The 17,784-nt window shown below is 69.1% G+C and carries 14 protein-coding genes; 5 read left to right on the top strand and 9 right to left on the bottom strand.

Going from position 1 to position 17,784, the window contains the following annotated elements:
* Positions 1-49: 49 nt before the first annotated feature.
* Positions 50-1,105, top strand: coding sequence for a lactonase family protein (locus ACFWP0_RS08370; protein WP_377841112.1), 1,056 nt, complete (start codon positions 50-52; stop codon positions 1,103-1,105).
* A 21-nt stretch (positions 1,106-1,126) separates the two neighbouring features.
* Here ACFWP0_RS08370 and ACFWP0_RS08365 read toward each other — a convergent pair whose 3' ends face one another.
* From ACFWP0_RS08365 to ACFWP0_RS08355, 3 genes are all read right to left on the bottom strand, one after another.
* The gene (locus ACFWP0_RS08365) at positions 1,127-3,586 is read right to left on the bottom strand and encodes a TonB-dependent siderophore receptor (protein ID WP_377841111.1); all 2,460 of its coding nucleotides are present in this window, start codon (positions 3,584-3,586) and stop codon (positions 1,127-1,129) included.
* Between the two features lie 98 nt (positions 3,587-3,684).
* Entirely contained in the window at positions 3,685-4,656 is a 972-nt protein-coding gene (locus tag ACFWP0_RS08360; protein ID WP_377841109.1) for a FecR domain-containing protein, read from the bottom strand.
* Entirely contained in the window at positions 4,653-5,174 is a 522-nt protein-coding gene (locus tag ACFWP0_RS08355; protein ID WP_377841107.1) for a sigma-70 family RNA polymerase sigma factor, read from the bottom strand. The genes ACFWP0_RS08360 and ACFWP0_RS08355 overlap by 4 nt, the downstream gene beginning before the upstream one ends.
* 172 nt (positions 5,175-5,346) lie before the next feature.
* Between ACFWP0_RS08355 and ACFWP0_RS08350 the strand changes: the two genes are divergently transcribed.
* Positions 5,347-6,990: an ATP-binding protein gene (locus tag ACFWP0_RS08350; RefSeq protein WP_377841106.1), complete on the top strand. Its 1,644-nt coding sequence runs from the start codon at positions 5,347-5,349 to the stop codon at positions 6,988-6,990.
* Between the two features lie 15 nt (positions 6,991-7,005).
* On the opposite strand, the gene ACFWP0_RS08345 is transcribed toward ACFWP0_RS08350, so the two are convergent.
* From ACFWP0_RS08345 to ACFWP0_RS08330, 4 genes are all read right to left on the bottom strand, one after another.
* On the bottom strand, positions 7,006-9,471 hold the full coding sequence (locus ACFWP0_RS08345) for a TonB-dependent siderophore receptor (protein WP_377841104.1): 2,466 nt from the start codon (positions 9,469-9,471) through the stop codon (positions 7,006-7,008).
* Between the two features lie 126 nt (positions 9,472-9,597).
* The gene (locus ACFWP0_RS08340; protein ID WP_377841103.1) at positions 9,598-10,584 is read right to left on the bottom strand and encodes a FecR domain-containing protein; all 987 of its coding nucleotides are present in this window, start codon (positions 10,582-10,584) and stop codon (positions 9,598-9,600) included.
* A gap of 26 nt (positions 10,585-10,610) precedes the next feature.
* Entirely contained in the window at positions 10,611-11,087 is a 477-nt protein-coding gene (locus tag ACFWP0_RS08335) for a sigma-70 family RNA polymerase sigma factor (protein WP_377841101.1), read from the bottom strand.
* 175 nt (positions 11,088-11,262) lie between these two features.
* Positions 11,263-11,505, bottom strand: a complete 243-nt coding sequence (locus tag ACFWP0_RS08330) for a hypothetical protein (RefSeq protein WP_377841099.1) — start codon at positions 11,503-11,505, stop codon at positions 11,263-11,265.
* 266 nt (positions 11,506-11,771) lie between these two features.
* On the opposite strand from ACFWP0_RS08330, the gene ACFWP0_RS08325 reads away from it, so the two are divergent.
* Positions 11,772-13,877: a PTS sugar transporter subunit IIC/EAL domain-containing protein gene (locus ACFWP0_RS08325; protein WP_377841097.1), complete on the top strand. Its 2,106-nt coding sequence runs from the start codon at positions 11,772-11,774 to the stop codon at positions 13,875-13,877.
* On the opposite strand, the gene ACFWP0_RS08320 is transcribed toward ACFWP0_RS08325, so the two are convergent.
* A complete protein-coding gene (locus ACFWP0_RS08320; RefSeq protein ID WP_377841198.1) occupies positions 13,870-14,751 on the bottom strand; it encodes an SPFH domain-containing protein in 882 nt (293 codons plus the stop codon). The genes ACFWP0_RS08325 and ACFWP0_RS08320 overlap by 8 nt on opposite strands.
* A 373-nt stretch (positions 14,752-15,124) precedes the next feature.
* Here ACFWP0_RS08320 and ACFWP0_RS08315 point away from each other — a divergent pair, with 373 nt between their 5' ends.
* The gene (locus ACFWP0_RS08315; RefSeq protein ID WP_377841095.1) at positions 15,125-16,189 is read left to right on the top strand and encodes a M4 family metallopeptidase; all 1,065 of its coding nucleotides are present in this window, start codon (positions 15,125-15,127) and stop codon (positions 16,187-16,189) included.
* On the top strand, positions 16,186-16,515 hold the full coding sequence (locus ACFWP0_RS08310) for a protealysin inhibitor emfourin (RefSeq protein WP_377841093.1): 330 nt from the start codon (positions 16,186-16,188) through the stop codon (positions 16,513-16,515). The genes ACFWP0_RS08315 and ACFWP0_RS08310 overlap by 4 nt, the downstream gene beginning before the upstream one ends.
* Before the next feature lie 9 nt (positions 16,516-16,524).
* Here the strand turns inward: ACFWP0_RS08310 and ACFWP0_RS08305 are convergent, their stop codons facing one another.
* The gene (locus ACFWP0_RS08305) at positions 16,525-17,760 is read right to left on the bottom strand and encodes an MFS transporter (RefSeq protein ID WP_377841092.1); all 1,236 of its coding nucleotides are present in this window, start codon (positions 17,758-17,760) and stop codon (positions 16,525-16,527) included.
* Positions 17,761-17,784 lie beyond the last annotated feature (24 nt).

Raw genomic sequence — 17,784 nt, 5'->3', positions numbered from 1 at the left:
GCGGCGCGCAGCCCGCGGCCGCCCATATCGATCTGAAGAGGCTCGCGCCATGCACGTCTATATCGGCTCGCGCACCACGCGCGAACGCAATGCCCGCGGCGAAGGCATCAGCGTGTTCGACTACTCGCCGGACACCGGATCGCTGACCTTGACGCAAGTCGTGGGCGGCCTGGTCAATCCGTCCTATCTGCTGCCGCACCCCTCCCTGCCCGTGCTCTACACCGTGCACGGCGACAGCCAGGAGGTCAGCGCGCTGCGCCGCGACATGCGCAGCGGGTCGCTGAAGCCGTGGCGCATGCAGGCCTGCGACGGACGCAATCCCGTGCATCTGGCGCTGGGCCCGTCGGCCCGCTACCTGATGGTGTCCAATCACCTGACCGGCACGCTGGCCGTGCTGCCCGTGGCGGCGGACGGCGCGCTCGCCCCCGTGTCGCAGACCGTGCCGCTGACCGGCGAACCCGGCCCGCACCGCAAGGAGCAGCCTTTCGCCAAGCCGCACTACAACCTGGTCGATCCGTCCGGCCGCTATGTGGTGGTGCCGGACAAGGGCCTGGACCGCGTCTTCCTCTTCACGCTGGACGCCAGCGGCATCAGCGCCGAGCCGGCCAGCGTGGCCGCCACGCGCGAGGGAGCGGGCCCGCGCCACGCGGCCTTTCACCCGGCCGGGCGCTGGCTGTACGTGGTCAACGAACTGGACAACACCGTCGCCGCCTACGGGCTGGAGGCAGGCGCGCTGCGCCCGTTCCAGGTGCTGCCCACCCTGCCCGACACCTACACCGGCAACAGCCGCGCCGCGGGCATCGCGATGGATGCGCACGGCCTGCATCTGTACGTGTCGAACCGGGGCGACGACAGCATTGCCGTGTTCCGCGTCGATCCCGTCAGCGGCAGGCTGGCGGCGGTGCAGCACGCCCACACCCAGGGCATGACGCCGCGCTTTTTCATCTTGTCGCCCGACGGCCGCTTCCTGTTCGCGCTGAACGAGGACAGCGACACGCTGGTGCGCTTTCGCGTCAGCCCGCGGGACGGCACGCTGATCCAGGACGGCTACGAGCTGCGGGTCGGCAGCCCGGTGTGCATGGCGTTTGCGCGGCGCCGGACGTGATCCGCGCGCGGCGCCACGCCCTCAGAAGTCCATCGACGCCGACAGCATCAGCGTGCGCGGCACGCCCTGCGAGATCGTGCCGTAGGACGCCACGCCCGACCAGTACGCGCGGTTGAACAGGTTGACCACATTGGCGCGCAGCGTCACGTCCTTGCCCTGGACCTTGACGGCGTAGCGCGCGCCCAGGTCGAAGGTGGTCCATGACGGCACGGACTGGGTGTTGGCCTGGTTGATGTATTCGCGCCCGGTGTGGATCATGCTGCCGGTCAGCGTCAGCCCCGCCACCCAGGGCGTATCCCATTCGGCGCCCAGGTTGACCGACACCTTGGGCACGCCCACGGGCTGGTTGCCCAGCGTGGCCGCGCTGTTGGTGCGCGTCAGCTCCGCGTCCAGGAACGTCACGCCGCCCAGCAGGCGCAGGCCCCGCCAGGGCTCGCCGGACAGGTTCAGCTCCAGCCCGCGGTTGCGCTGCTCGCTGTCCGCGCCGTATACGCCGTTGGTGAGCTGGCCGCTAGGCTTGGTGATCTCGAACGCGCTCACGGTCAACATGGCGCTGTCCAGCTCCACCTTCACGCCCACTTCCTTTTGCCTCGCCTTGTAGGGCTTGAACACCTGCCCCGAGTTGGACGCGGTGGCGGGCGCGACGTCGCCCTTGCTCAGCCCTTCGATGTAGTTGGCGTAGAGCGACACGTTGCTCCACGGCTTGACGACCAGCCCCGCCAGCGGAGTGGTCGCGCTTTCGTCGTAGCTGACGGTGCGCGCGCCGGTTGCCGCATTGAAGTTGCGCGATTCGATGCGCTGCTGGCGCACGCCCAGCGTCAGCTGCGCGCGCTCATCCAGGATGCTGAGCGTATCGGCCAGCGCCAGTCCGGACAGATCCGACGACGAAACCTTGGGCACGTTGGCCGGGGCGGGTATGTGCTGCTCCGGGCGCGTGATCGGACGATAGATGTTGGACGTCAGCGGCGTGCCCGACACGCTGGCCTGCAGGTTGCGGTCGCTGTACAGGCTGCCCATGAGGCTGATGGCGTGGCGCACCGGCCCCGTGTCCAGCTTGGCGCGCAAGCCGGCGTTGTAGGTGCTGCGGTTGACCTCGAACCTGAAATTGTTCGGCGTCACCAGCGTGTCGCCGGCCGAGTTCACGATGGTGGGCGTCTGGTCCGACAGGCGCGAGACCGTGGTGTCCGATCCGCCGGCATCGGCAAACACCGTCAGGCGGTCGCTGATGTCGTACTCCACCCGCAGCAGGGCCGACTGCCCGTCGGACTTCCACCAGCCCCAGGGCTGCGTGGCGTTGCGCCGGCCGTCCGCGGCGCGGGGCACGTCTATGCCCGCCGCCACCAGGAACGGCCGGGTCGGCGCGTCGATCTTCTCGTGCTGGGTCAGCAGGTCGAGCGAGGCGCGCAGCCGTTCGCCCTGGTAGTCCAGCGACAGGGCGCCGATGTCGGTGCGCGAATACAAGTTGTCCAGCGGCGTGTCGCCCTGGCGGTGCATGCCGTTGATCCGCACGCCCCATTCGCCCTCGTTGCCGAAGCGGCGGCTCAGGTCCACCCGGCCGCCGAACTGCGAGTCGCCGACGTAATCCGCGGACAGGCGGGTCAGGTCCTGCGGCAGCGAGCGCTTGGGCACCATGTTGATCACCCCGCCCACGCCGCTGTTGGGCGACATGCCGTACAGCAGCGCCGCGGGCCCCTTCAGCACCTCGACCCGCTCGATGTAGTCGGTGAAGACGTGATAGTTGGGCGCCACGCCATAGACGCCGTCGAACGCGATCTCTCCCAGGTTGCCTTCGCCGATGGGAAAGCCGCGGATGTAGAACGAATCCGTCACGCCGCCGATCTGGCCGGTGAAGCGCACCGAGGGCTCGACGTTCAGCGCGTCGGCCAGGGTCACGGCCTGGCGGTTTTCCAGCAGGGCGGAGGTGTAGCTGGTGACGTTGAACGGCGTGTCCATCACGTCGCGATTGCCCAGCAGGCCCAGGCGCGCGCCCCGGGCCACCTGGCCGCCGGCGAACTCGGCCGGCAGCGCCGACGGGTGCACGCCCGTCCCGTCGACCGTCACCACGGGCAGCACCGTGGCTGCGTCGCCGGGACCGGACGGCAGCTTGCGCAGGGAGTACGCGCCGCCGCCCTGCTCCGACAGGACGTGGCCCGAACCGGCCAGCAGATGGGCAAAGCCTTCCCGCACGGTGTAGTCCCCGTTCAGTCCGTCGCTGCGCCTGCCTGACACCATCGCCGGGTCGAACGACAGCGGCACGCCGGCCTGCGCGGCAAACTGGGCCAGCACATCGCCCAACGGACCGCCCGCGATGGCGTAGGACTTGCGCGCCGCGTCGGCGTCGGCGGCCATGGCCAGCATCGGCGCCCCCGCCATGGCCGGCAGCGCCAGGGCCAGGCCGGCGGCGCGGATCAGCGCCGCGATGGGCAGCAGGGCGGCTTTTCCACGGGCAGGCCGTGGCGAACGGGAAATTCGGGAAAGCATGAAACGATCCTTCGTTGGGGTCTGGGTGACGCTCGCATGTCGCGACGATTCACCCGGTACACCGGACGAAGCGGAAAAAAGTGTCAGCCGGTCGGCAATTAGTTTGTAACGGCGGCGCGGGGCGCCACGGTGGTCCAGAACGGCGTCACCCGGCTGGCCTTCACCGGCAGGGTCTTTTCCAAGAGGCGCAGGCTGGCGTCGATGTCGTTCAACGGAAACGCGCCCGACACCCGCAGCCCGGCCACGGCCGGGTCGCACCGCAGCACGCCCCGCCGATACCGGCCCAGTTCGTCCACCAGGTCGGCCAGCCGCCAGTTCCGGGCGGCAAGCATGCCCTGCTCCCACGACGCCGCCGACGCGTCGGCCGCCGCCTGGGGCTCGACCTCGCGCGCGTTGAAGACGGTCTGCTGTCCGGCCGGCAGCACCACGGCCGACGCGCCCGCCGACAGGGGCTGGATCTCGACCGCGCCCTCGAACACCGCCACGCGCACGCTGCCGCCTTCGTCGCGCACCATGAAGCGGGTGCCCAGCGCGCGTATCGAGCCCTGCCCGGTCTGGACGATGAAGGGGCGATGCCCGGGCGCGGGATCGGCGCCGGTCGTCAGCAGGATCTCGCCTGCCCGCAGCCACAGCACGCGTTGCCCCGGGGTGTAGTCGATATCGACGGCGGTGGCCGTGTTCAGCACCAGCTGCGTGCCGTCGGCCAGCTGCATGCGGCGCTGCTCGCCGGTGGCTGTGCGCGCATCCGCGCTCCACTCCCGCCATGGCAGCTGGCGCCCGCCCAGCCAGGCCGCCGGCCCCAGGACCAGCAGGCCGGCCAGCGCGCGCATGGCCTGCCGGCGCGCCGGGCGATCCAGCCGGCGCAGGGCGTCGCGCCCGATCCGCGGCGGCACTTGTCCAAATCCGCGCAGCATTTCCTCCGCCCGCTGCCAGGCGGCGGCGTGCGCGGCGCTGCGTCCGCGCCAGCGGTCGAAAGCCTCACGGTCCGACGCCGACAGGGTCTCGGACTGGAAGCGCACCAGCCAGCCGGCCGCTTCCTTCAGGATGGAGGGATCGATGGCCACGCTCACGGCGCGTCGACCTGGTAGGCGATCAGGCAGGCCGTCAGCGCCGCCTGCATATGGCGCTTGACGGTGGACAGCGACACGCGCTGGCGTTGCGCGATCGCGTCGTAGCCCATGCCGTCGAACTGGGACAGCAGGAAGATCTCCCGCGTCTTGGCGGGCAAGGCCCGCAAGGCGGCGTCGATTGCGTGCAGGGTTTCCAGGATCAGCGTCCGCGCTTCGGGCGATGGCGCCTCCGGCGCCGGCAGCCGCGCGACGGCGGCCAGGTAGGCGTCTTCCAGCGCGCGGCGGCGCCAATGGTCCACCACCAGGCCCTTGGCGATGTGGGTCAGCAGCGCGCGCGGTTCGGCGCCCGCCCCTTCCTTGCGCCGTCCGGCCATCAGCCGCACGAAGGTGTCGTGGGCCAGGTCCGCGGCATCGAAGGAGTTGCCCAGCTTCTTGCGCAGCCATACCGCCAGCCAGCCGTGATGGTCACGATAAAGCTTCGTGACAGTGTCGATCGGCAGGGAGTCGGGCGGAGGCAAGGCGCACCTCAAGAGAATTTGTAAATAGGAATGGTTTTTATTTTATATGATCTCCGGGCCGGCCGGTTCGGCGGCCTTGACGGCCTGGCCGCTGCTTAACACCGCAATGGCCGTGGGATAGAATCAATCACCCTCCGGCTACCCTCGCGCCCCCATGCAGAAAGATCCGTCCATGCCTCTGTTTCTTGCTGGCGGCGGACAAATGGCTGCGCGGGTCCACCGCCACGATTGGGCCGCCACGCCGCTGGGACCCATCGCCGAATGGCCCGGCGCCTTGCGTGTCGCGACCGGCATGGTGCTGGCGTCCAAGTTCCCCAGCTGCCTGGTCTGGGGGCCAAGCCTGACCGCGATCTACAACGACGCCTTCGTCCCCATCCTGGGCGCAAAGCCCGACGCCCTGGGACGCTCGTTCAGCGACATCTGGAGCGAAGCCTGGCCGATGATCGGCCCGCTGGCCGAACGCGCCTACGCCGGCGAGGCCACCTTCATCGAAGACTACTCGCTGGAAATCCACCGCTACGGCCAGGCGGAAATGGCAAGCTTCACCTTCTGCTACAGCCCGGTGCGCGACGAGCACGGCGCCGTGGCCGGCATGATAGACACGGTCATAGAAACCACCTCGCGCGTCAGCGCGGAACGGGCGCAGGCGGAGGCCCTGCGCCTGGCCGAGGACACGCTGCGGCAAAGCCAGAAAATGGAGGCCGTGGGGCAGTTGGCGGGCGGATTGGCGCACGACTTCAACAACCTGCTCATGGGCATTTCCGGCAGCCTGGAATTGCTGAGCCTGCGCCTGGCGCAGCAGCGGCACGACGACCTGGCCCGCCACATCGAGGTGGCGCGCAGCGGCGCCAGCAAGGCCGCCTCCCTGACGCAACGCCTGCTCGCCTTGTCCCGCCGCCAGCCGCTGGCCCCTGCGGCCCTCGACATCAACCAGCTCGTCGGCGGCATGGAGGATCTGATCCGCCGCAGCGCCGGTCCCGGGATCACGCTGGACATCGCTTGCTCGCCCCCGCTGTGGCCCGCCTGGGTGGATCCGCACCAGCTGGAAAATGCCCTGCTCAACCTGTGCCTGAATGCGCGCGACGCCATGTCCGGCCAGGGCGCGCTGCGGATCGAAACGCGCAACGTCAGCCTGCCCGCCGGCCCGGCGCGCGAACGCGGGCTCGACGCCGGCGACTACCTGCTCCTGCGCGTATCGGACACGGGCTGCGGCATGACGCCGGAAACCGTCCAGCGCATTTTCGAGCCCTTCTACACCACCAAGTCGGCGGGCCAGGGAACCGGGCTGGGGCTGTCCATGCTGTACAGCTTCGTGCGGCAATCGCGCGGGCAGGTGCAGGTGCGCTCGCAGCCGGGCCAGGGCACGGCCATGAGCCTGTATTTTCCGCGCCATGCCGGCGCCGTGGGCCAGACCGAACCGGCGGACAGGGCCGAGCCGCCGCGCGCCTCGCAAGGCCAGACCGTGCTGGTGGCGGAGGACGAGCCCGCGGTGCGCGCGGTGACGGCCGAGGTGCTGCAGGAACTGGGGTATGCCGTGGTCGAAGCCACCGACGGCGCCAGCGCGCTGCGGCGCCTTTCCTCCGACATGAGGCTGGACCTGCTGGTCTGCGACCTGGGCCTGCCCGGTGGGATGAGCGGGCGCCAGGTGGCCGAGGCGGCGCGGGTGCTGCGGCCCGGCCTGAAGGTGCTGTTCATGACGGGCCATGGCCAGAACGCGTACGGCGAGGGCGGGCTGGAACCGGGCACGCCGGTCCTGCCCAAACCCTTTGCGCTTGAAGACCTGGCGCAGCGCGTGGATGCGCTGATGCGCGCCTAACCTGGGCGCGCCACCCTACAGCTTGGGCGCGTAGCGCACGGTCAGCATTACGTTGCGCGGCTCGCCGTAGTAGTTGTTGCTGGACAGCGTGTTGTAGGAAGGCACGTAGTACTTCTTGTCGAACACATTGTTGAAGTTCAGCCCGAAACTCAGCTCCGGCGTGGCCTGATAGCCCAGGCGCGCATTCCAGACCGTGAACCCCGCCAGCTTGAACTCGCGGTCCGAACTGATCGTGTGCGTCTGCGCATTGACGCCGGCGCCCACGCTCAGGCGGTTCAGCGTGCCCGGCAGCTTGTAGTTGGCCCACAGGCGCAGCATGTGCTTGGGCGTCCACGTGCTGAAGACCTTGCCCTGGTTGTCGGGGTCCTCAAGGAACTTGGTGGTGTTGTAGGTGTAGCCGGCATACAGCTCCAGGCCCCTGGCCACTTCGCCGGAGATCTCGGCCTCCACGCCCTGGCTGCGCACCTTGCCCGCCGCGCGCGAGCAGTACCAGCCGTTGCAGGCGAACCCGGCGTCGTAATCGTTGACGGCGCGGTTCTTGTGGTCGTAGCGGAACACCGCGAGCGACGTGTTGACGCGGCCGTCCGCCAGTTCGCCCTTGATGCCGACTTCGTAGTTGTTGCCTTCGATCGGCTTGAGCAGGCTGCCCGACACGGTGCGCTCGGTCTGCGGTTCGAATACCGTGGTGTAGCTGGTGTAGACCGACCAGCTGTCGGTCAGCGAATACACGATGCCGGCGTACGGGATGAATTTGTTCGACGTGTTCGCCGTGGTGGTGCTGCCCCCGCCGCTGTAGCTGTAGTCGAACCAGCCCACCCGGCCGCCGCCGATCAGCGCCAGGGACTCGGTGGGCTTGACGCGCCATGTGCCATAGATGCCCTTCTGGCGGATATCGTAGGCGCTGCGCGAGTCGTAGTTGCCCGCCTCGGCGATGGAGTCGATGTCCTGCCAGGGACGATTGTGGTCGATATCGAAGATATTGCCGCCGTCCTCCCAGGCGCGCGCGAACCGGTCGTTCGTGGTCAGTTTGGAATAGTTCGCGCCCACCACCACTTCCTGCTGCATCCCCCAGCCGGTGAACTCGCCGCTGACCGACATGTCCAGCCCGCGCTGCTTGCTGTCGAAGTCCACGCCGAAGTTGCCGTAGGACAGGCCGCTGCCGTCGCGCGCCACCGGGCCCGTAACGCGCTGGTGCACCGTCGTGTTCTCCTCGTTCATGGCGACGCCGGCCAGCCTGAACCGCCAGGATTCGTTGAAGCGGTGGGTGACGTCCGCGTTCAGGATGGTCTGGTCGTTCTTCGCGCGGTTCCAGGTCGAGCCCGTGAAGGTCGAACGCGGCAGGTCGATATCGCCGCCGTCCTCAAACCGCGGGTAGCCCACGATCATCGGCCGCGAACGGCTGTAGCGGTTGCTCACGCCCAGGCCCACCGTGGTGTTCTCGGTGACGTCGTAGTCCAGCGCCGCGTACAGGTTGCGCGTCTTGTCCCACACGTAGTCGACGAAGGAATGGCTCCGGTCCTCATCCAGCACCATGCGCCCGCGCAGCGTGCCCGATTCGTTCAGGGGCCCGCCCGCGTCCAGCTGCAGTCCGTAGTGGTCCCAGGAGCCGGCCTTGCCCGTCACCACCACCGACGGTTCCGCTCCGCCCCGCTTGCGCACCAGGTTGATCGCACCGCCCGGACTGCCCGCGCCCTGCAGCAGGCCGGCCGCGCCGCGCAGGATTTCCACGCGGTCGTAGAACACCAGCGAATCCTGTTCCCAGTTGCCCAGGCTGTAGCTGTTGCGCAGCAGGGACACGCCGTCGTATTGCAGCAGGTCCACCGGGAAGCCGCGGGAGTTGATCGCCACCCCCGGCCCCACGCCCTGCACCCCCACCATGCCGACCGTGTTGTTGACGGCGTCCGGCAGGCTGGTCATGTCCTGGTCGTCCATGCGCTGGCGCGTCAGCACGGTGATGGATTGCGGGATGTCCTTGAGGGCCTGCGTCGTCTTGCCGATGGTGACGGCGGGCGAGGTATACGAGCCCGTGCCCTCCGTCGTCGGGTTGTAGCTGCCCGTCACAGTGACCGGCGCCAGCGTCGTGGCCTGGCCGGACGCCGCCTGCCGCAGCCGGTAGCCGCCCTCCGCGCGCGCCACGGCCTGCAGGCCGGTGCCGGCAAGCAGGCGCTCCAGCGCCGCGTCGACGGCGTAGGTGCCCGTCACCCCCTCGGTCCTGGCGCCGGCCGTCAAGGCCGGATCGGAGGCCACCATGACGCCCGCCTGCACGCCGAACGCGCCCAGCGCCGCACTGAGCGGGCCGGCCGGAATGCTGAAGGCAATGGCGCGCGGCGCGGGCGCCTGGGCATGCACCGCGGCCGGCCACAAGGCGGCGGCCATGACGCCCGGCAGCGCATAGCGCAGCGCGGCGCTCAGCGCCGTGCGCGGCAGGGGTAGGCGGGCAAGCGCCGCGATGCGCGCGGCGCGGACAGGACGAGAAGACATGAATGGGTTCCCTGGGCTCATGAAGGATCGGCGCAGCCTCGGAACCGGGCTGCTTTCCCTACATGAAGCGCGAGATCGGGATATCCGCCGTTGCGGTTACAAAATACCGGCAGGGCCGGACGAGGTTCAGGCCAGCCCCACCGTCACCCAGTAGCGGGTGTAGCGGCGCACGCGCACCGGCAGGACCTCCTGCAGCATGGCCAGCACCTTGTCGCTGTCGGCCAGGGGGAAAGCGCCCACCACGCGCAAGCCGGATGCCCCGCCGGAACAATTCAGGACGCCGGGGCGGTAGCGCCCCAGTTCCGCCAGGAAGTCCGACAAGGGCATTTCGTCGGCGATCAGCATGCCGTCCAGCCACGCGGAGGCGCCCGGTTCCAGGGGCCCCGCCGCAAAGCCGCCCGCGGCCGAGAACTCGGCCTGTTCCCCGGCCGGCACGCGCCGCGCCGCATCGCCCGGCGCCAGGCCGCGCACGTCCACCGCGCCTTCCAGCACCGCCACCCGCATCCGGCCCGCCCCCAGGTCGCGCACCACGAAGCGCGTGCCCACCGGCGTCAGCAACCCGCTGCGGGTGCGCACGGTGAATGGCCGCCCCGCCGGATCGCGGGCGGTCGCGACCAGGATTTCTCCTTCCAGCAGCACCAGTTCGCGGCGGCTGGCGGTATAGCGCAGATCCACGGCAGTGCCGGTGTTCAGCTCGACCCGGGTGCCGTCCGGCAGGGTCAGCGCCCGGCGCTCGCCCGTGCCGGTGCGCAGATCGGCGGACAGGTTGCGGATCGTGTCGCGCTCGCCCACCGCCCAGGCGCCCAGGCCCAGGCCGACGGCGGACGCCAACAGGCGGATCGCGGCGCGGCGCGACTGGATCAGCGGCGCCTGCAGCAAGGTGCGCGAGGCCACGGCCGGCCCCGCCTGCGCCACGCCCATGGCCAAGTCGCGCGTCAGCGCGCCGATCCGCTGCCAGGCCAGTTCGTGCGCGGGCTGCGCCCGGCGCCACTGGTCGAAACGCTCGCGTTCGGCAGGACTGGCGTCTTCGCGCAGCCGCGTCCACCAGTCGGCGGCCTGCCGGATCACCTTGGGATCGATGGCGCCCGCCTCGGGCGCGTGCGGGCGCAGCAACCGGGCGCCTTCCGTCGCGGCGCGGCTCACCCGTAGACGGCCGTGTAGCAATGCACCAGCGCGCGCGCCAGCGACTTCTGCACGGCATTGGGCGTCAGGCCCAGCTGCTCGCCGATCTCGGCGTAGGACAGGCCGTCGATCTGCGCCATCAGGAAGATACGGCGGCTGGTCATCGGCAGGGTGTCCAACAGTTCGCAGACCTGCTCCAGCGCCTCGATGATCAAGGCGCGCGCCTCCACCGAGGGTTCGACGGCCACGGGCTGCAGCGCCAGCGTCTCGGCGTAGGCGGTTTCGAGCGCCGCGCGCCGCGCCCGGCCGATCAGCAGGCGGGTGGCGATGGTGCGCAGGTAGGCGCGGGGCTCGCTCAGGGGTTCGCGGACGTTGGCGCGGATCAGCCGCTCGAAGGTGTCATGCGCCAGGTCCGCCGCGTCGGACGCATTGCCCAGCTTGCGCTGCAGCACGCCGCGCAGCCATTGGTGATGGGCAAGGTAGACGGATTGCACCTCTGCGCGAGGGGCGAATGAAGAGGATGGCATGGCGGTCCGGCCCGGCGTCGCCGCCAGGGAACAAGACAAAATGAAAATGATTCGCAATTATAGTTGCGGTTTTTGTCTTTGCAAGGAACCGTCGCCGAAGGCTGCGCGGCGCAACGCCGCGCAGTCCCGCCGCTTCGCGCCGTCAGTAATCCATGGGGAAATGGGTTTGCGCGGCCCGGATTTCCTGCAGGTGCCGCTCCGCCTCTTCTTTTTCGGCGGCAGGCGGCAAGGCGCGCCAGCTCACCATGTTGCCCGGCGTCTTCACCGGCATCCAGCCCAATACGCTGTAAAGCGAAATGGCGGTGGACCCCGTGTCCAGCCGCGTTTCGTAGTAGCCCTGACGATCCGGCGCGGTATCGCCGGGCGTCCAATCCAACTGAGACATCCATGTCTCCTTCTTGGTGAAGCTTATGCGTGAGCGCGCACACCCCGCGAACGGGCGGCATCCCGACCGATCGTATAGCGCCCTGGTCTTGATTGTCCTGTCACGATGCGCCCGCTTTTCAATTCTTGACAGAGGGGAATCCCTAAGATAATTCGGCGATCTCATTGCTAAAGCGTGAACACAGGCGCTAGGATGCGGCAACGGATTTTTACAATGCCCGGCGGCGGCGGCGTCATCGCTCAGGTCAACCCGGGGGAGCGACGGCCATGCCGAAATCGATCTTCCTGCGCTATCCACAAGATCGGCTGGCCGCCTTGGCGAGCGCCAACGGCCTGCGCGCCATCCGCGAAGGCCTGCTGTGGACCATGCCCTGCCTGCTGGTCTCGGCGATGTTCCTGGTCCTGTCCGTCTTCGCCCGGCAACTGGGCCTGTCGGACGGCATCGCCGACCTGCTGGCCGGCGTGCACCGCAAGCTCAACGGCATCATGCCGCTGCTGGCCGGCATGTCCATCGGCTATATGCTCTCGATCCGTCACCGCCTGCCCCATCTGCCGACGGCGCTGCTTTGCCTGTCCTATGTCGTCATCGCCGAGAGCCTGCTGGCGCCTTACCCCCAGGCGGCGTCCACCCTGATGCTCTTCATCGCCATCGTCTCGCCGCTGGCGACCGTGCCGCTGATGGCATGGCTGCATCGCCGCCGCTGGACGCGGCTGGCGCCCGACGGCCTGATCAGCGACAACGTCCGCGACACGCTGAACATGGTGATGCCGGGCCTGCTGACAGCCTGCCTGGTGACGGCGCTGCTGCACGCCGCCCTGCGCATTCCCGCCGTGGCGCAGTTCAACATCCCGCTCAGCCTCGCCTCGCTGGACAACCCCTACACCACCGGCGCGCTGGTCGCCGCGCTGAACTCCCTGCTGTGGTTCTTCGGCATCCACGGTGTCCACGCCATGGCGCCCATCATGGAGGTGCTGGACCAGGCCACCCAGCTCAACGCGACCACCGTCGCGGCGGGCTATGAAAGCGTCTATGCGCTGAACAGCACCCTGCTGGGCGCCTTTGTCTTCATCGGCGGATCGGGCGCGACGCTATCGCTGGCGGCGGCCATCCTGCTCTGTTCGCGCAGCGAGTCGCTGCGCCTGCTGGCGCTGGCCAGCATCCCGGTATCGCTGCTGAACGTGAACGAGATCCTGCTGTTCGGCGTGCCGCTGATCCTCAATCCCCGGCTGCTGCTTCCCTTCATCCTGGCGCCGGTGACCAACGTGATCATTGCGCTGGCCGTGGTGCAGCTGGGCTGGCTGCCGCAGGCGACGGTCGCGCTGCCCCTGACCTCGCCCGTGCTGTTCAATGCCTACGTCGGCGCGGGCGAACACCTGGGCGGCGTCGCGCTGCAACTGTTCCTGGTGATGCTGGGCGCCTGCCTCTACGCCCCCTGCGTGATTGCCCTGGAACGCCAGCGCAAGGCGGACGCCACGGTGTATTTCAAGTCCCTGGACACCACCTTCCCTCGGCTCCAGGAAGAGTCGCTGCTGTATGCGCACGATCCCGTCGTGGCCACCTATGCCAACCGCGCGCGGCGCAGCGCCGAGATCTCGCGCATCCGCGCCATCAGCGAGTACGACTTCTACCTGGAATTCCAGCCGCAGGTGTCGCTGCGCAGCGGCCTGTGCACCGGCTGCGAGGCCCTGCTGCGCGCGACCGGGCCGGAAGGCGCTCAGCAGGCGCCGCTGGAGTTCCTGCGCTGGCTCGCGCAGGCCGGCCTGATGCGCGACGTGGACCTGTGGGTCGCCAGGCAGGCGGTGCTGCAATGCCAGGCCTGGCGCGCGCAAGGCTTCACGCTGCCGATGACCATCAACGTCACCGGCGGGACGCTGACCTCGGCCGCCGACCTGGACAAGCTGATCAAGGTGCTGGAACAGGCGCAGGGGCAGGTGTCCGTGGAGCTGACGGAAGACGCGCTGGTCGAGGACGCCCAGGCGCTGCACACCGCCTTCGGCCGCCTGCACGACATCGGTGCGCGCGTCTATATCGACGACTTCGGCACGGGGTACTCGGCGCTGAGCTACCTGCATCAGTTCCAGATCGACGCGGTCAAGATCGACCGCAGCTTCGTGCTGGCGCAAAGCCATGAGCGCGGCGCGCTGGTGATGAGCGGCCTGCTGCGTTTTTGCGAGGCGCTGAACCTGCAGATCATCGTGGAAGGCGTGGAGACGGACAAGCAGCTTTCATCGCTCGCCTCCAGCGCCGAGATCATCGTGCAGGGCTGGTACTACAGCAAGGCGGTGCCCGGCGAGCATATCGTGGACTTCGCGCGCCGGCGGCAGCAGATGCCCGCCATGCCGGCGCACCCGTCGGGCGCCGCGGCTACTTGATGCCGATGAACGGCAGCGCCGCGCCGGGCACCTGCGTGGACGGCAGCACGCCATCCCACTTTTCAACCGCGTTCAGGCTCACCAGGTTGGTGTTGGCGGCCAGCGCCTCGGCCTTGGCGCGGATCGACGCCGCTTCGGCTTCGCCGCGCATGCGGATGCCGTCGGCTTCGGCCGTGAACTGCTGGCGGCGCGCATCGGCTTCGGCCTTCGCCTTGACCACCTGGATCTCGGCATTGATCATCGCCGTTTCCTTCTGCTGGCGCGTGGTCTCGATCTGCACCTGGGCCAGCATGCGCTGCTCGATCGAGTGCTCGTAGGCCTGCGAGAAGCCCACTTCCTCGATCTGCACGCCCACCACCTGCACCGGCGCGCCTTCCATCGTTTTCAGCACGGCGTTGTTCACGTCCAGGCCCAGCTTCTGGCGTTCCTGGATGGCGCGCACCGCGGTGTACTGGCCAAACACGTTCTTCACCGCGTCCGGCGTCTTGCGTTCCAGCACGCGCATCTGGAGATTGGCGATCGTGCCGTATTCCGAATACAGCTCGGCCACGTGCTCGGGCGGCACGCGGTACGACACCGACACGCGCAGGGACGCCGGCTGCTGGTCATAGCTGTACGCCTCCAGCTTTTCGAACACAAAGGTGTGGTCGCGCACGGACACCGTCATCACGTTGTCGATGAAGGGCGTCTTGAAATCCAGGCCGGGCTCGGACACGCGCACCAGCTTGCCGTTGCGCAGCACCACGCCCCGCTCGCCCTGGTCGACCTGGAACCACGAGCCAAAGGCGATGAACAGGATCAGCAGGAAGAGGATGCCGGTGCCGATGGCGACCTTGAGGCTGCGCGGCTTGGCCACCCCTATCGTCTTGATCATCTGGATGTCCGTCGGCTTCACTTGTAGTCCTTGTCTGATTTTGTACGTTTACGGTCCGAGAGCACGGCCGCGATGCCGCGGGCCAGCAGATAGGCGACCACCGCGGCCCCCACCAAGATCAGGAAATACCTCATCGAGCGTCCCCCCCGGGAAAGAAGCCACGGATTCTATCCCGGGAGGGGGACGGATGGACCCCGCAAGCCGCCGCGAGTGTTTCCATGTTTTGCAGAAGGTAGCCGGACATTCCCGGAGCGGATTTTCACTATGCTCGCATCGCGCCGCACACTGTTACGTCCTCCAGCCCGGCCCGTCTGCTACCGTAATCCTGCCCCGCGCCCAGGCTTGTATCCGGCGCCCACGATGGAGACCGACCATGCCACGTCCTTCCGAGTCCGCTCCCCTTATCGGAGTGGTCCCGCCCTACATGCTGGACCGCCTGGCGCAACACGCCGATGCGCGCGTCAGCATGCCCGCCGTCAAGACGCTGATCATCGACCAGCAGCAGCGCAGCTTGCGCGAGATGGCCGACCAGCCGCCCCGCGCCACGCTGGCGCCGGCCCAGCACGCCGCGCCGGCGGGCACGCCGGAGCGCGCCGTGCATGACGCGGCCAACACCACCAGCCTGCCCGGCCGGCTGGTGCGCGCCGAAGGGCAGCCGGCCAGCGGCGACGTCGCGGTGGACGAGGCCTATGCGCACCTGGGCGCAACCTACAAGCTGTTCTGGAACGTCTACAAGCGCCATTCCATCGACGCCCACGGGCTGCCGCTGGTGGGCACCGTCCATTACGGCGAAGACTACGAAAACGCCTTCTGGAATGGCGCGCAGATGGTGTTCGGCGATGGCGACGGCGAGATCTTCAACCGCTTCACCATCGCGGTCGACATCATCGGCCACGAACTCACGCACGGCGTGATCGACACGGAAGCCGCCCTGCTCTACCAGGGCCAGTCCGGCGCGCTGAACGAATCGCTGTGCGACGTGTTCGGCGCGCTGGTCAAGCAGTACGCGCTGGGCCAGACGGCCCGGCAGGCCGACTGGCTGGTGGGCCAGGGCCTGTTCACGCCCAAGGTGAAGGCGCGCGCCCTGCGCTCCATGGCCGAGCCGGGCACCGCATACGACGATCCCGTGCTCGGCAAGGACCCGCAACCCGCGCACATGAGCGCCTACGTCGACACGCCGCACGACAACGGCGGCGTGCATATCAACTCCGGCATCCCCAACCGCGCGTTTTATCTGGCCGCCACCGCGCTGGACGGCAACGCCTGGAACGGCGCCGGCCGGGTCTGGTACGACACGCTGTGCGACAAGCGCCTGCGCCACGACGCGGAGTTCAAGGATTTCGCCAGCCTGACGCTGGACGTCGCGGGCGAACGGCACGACGCCGCCGTGCGCCGCGCCGTCGAGCAGGCCTGGAAGACCGTGGGAGTCCTGCCATGATCGAACTGCCTCCGCTCGACCTGGCCCAGCTGGTGCGCCTGACCCGCGAGGGCGGCCTGGCCTACCTGCCCGGCCTGGCGCAGCCCCGCCACATCGACCTGGCCACCTGCCCGCCGGGCGTGCGGCAAGAGGTGTGCGACGCGCTGCAGCTTGCCGCGCCCAAGGCGGTGCCCGCGAACGCCGGCGCCGGCGGCGACCAGCGCTACTTCCATGTGGAAGTGGTGTACGAAGGCGCCGAGACGTCGCAGATCAGCTTCGACGTACCCGAGGCAGACACGCCCGACACGCTGGTGCGCCTCTGGAAGGACCAGGCCGGCCGGCCGTAAGGCGCCGGCTCAGCGCGCGGACGGCGCCGGTTCCGCCGGCGTCCGGCTGCGGTGCTGGCCGATCTGGATGGCCCGGCCCGCATACAGGCCGACGAGCGCCATCGCCACGCATAGGCCGGCGCACACGCCCAGCGCGACGCCCCAGCCGCCCAGCCCGTCGTGCAAGGCCCCCACCAGGGCAGGGCCCGTCGCCGCGAAAAGATAGCCGATGCACTGCGCCATGCCCGACAGCGCCGCGGCCTGCTGCGCATGGCTCGCGCGCAGGCCCACGAATGCCAGGCCCAGGATGATGCCGCCGCCCGTTCCCAATCCCAGCAGCACGATCCACAGCGTCGCCCAGGCGGGCGCGGCGATCAGGCCCGCCAGCGCGACGAAGGAAGCCGCCGCCGAGCAGAACGCCGCGCCGCGCTGGTCCTTCAGCCGGCGCACCACCGGAGCAAGAAACAGCGCCGGCACGGCGGACATCATCTGCAGCAGCCCGTGCAGGGACCCGGCGCGCTCGGCCGAGTAGCCGGCGTCGCGCAGGATGGCGGGCAGCCAGCTCACGCCCACATAGAACACAAAGGAATTGATGCCCAGGTACAGCGTGACCTGCCAGGCCAGCGGGGAATGCCACAGGCGCGGGCCATGCGGGGCGTGCGCGGTCGTCGCCGCGGGCGGCGTGTGATTGGCAAGCTGGGGCAGCCACAGCAGCAGGCTGACCGCGGGCACCGCCAGCAGGCACAGGGTCGAAAACCGCCAGCCGCCCGTCGACAGATTGGCCAGCGGAATCGCGATGGCGGACGCCACGCCCGCGGCAACGCTCATGGTCAGCACATACGCGGAGGTCAGCCCGGCGACGCGCTGCGGAAAGTCGCGCTTGAGCAGGCTGGGCAGCAGGACGTTGCCGATGGCGATGCCCGAGCCGATGACGGCCGTGCCCGCGTAGAGCCCCCAGGCCGCGCCCTGCGTGCGCGCGACGATGCCGGCGGCGATCAGCAGCAGCGCCCCGAACAGCGTGCGCTCCAGCCCGAAACGGCGCGCCAGCCCCGCGGCAAACAGCGATACCACCGCGAAGGCCAGCAGCGGCAGCGTGATCAGCATGCCCGCCGCGGCCGAGGACAGCGCCAGCTGTTCGCGGATCATGCCGATAAGCGGCGCCACCCCGGTGACCGGCGCGCGCAAGGCCATGGCGATGCAAAGAATGCCCAGGATCAGCAGCACCGGGCGGCTGTTGGGGCGGGTATGGAGAGGGACGTGAGTCATGGCGGCAACCTGCGGAATCGAAAG

It is taken from the genome of Achromobacter sp. NPDC058515, assembly GCF_042721735.1.
In the GTDB taxonomy this organism is placed as follows: Bacteria; Pseudomonadota; Gammaproteobacteria; order Burkholderiales; family Burkholderiaceae_B; genus Achromobacter.
Note: the sequence above shows the minus strand (reverse complement) of the source record. Positions and strands in the feature narration are given on the sequence as shown.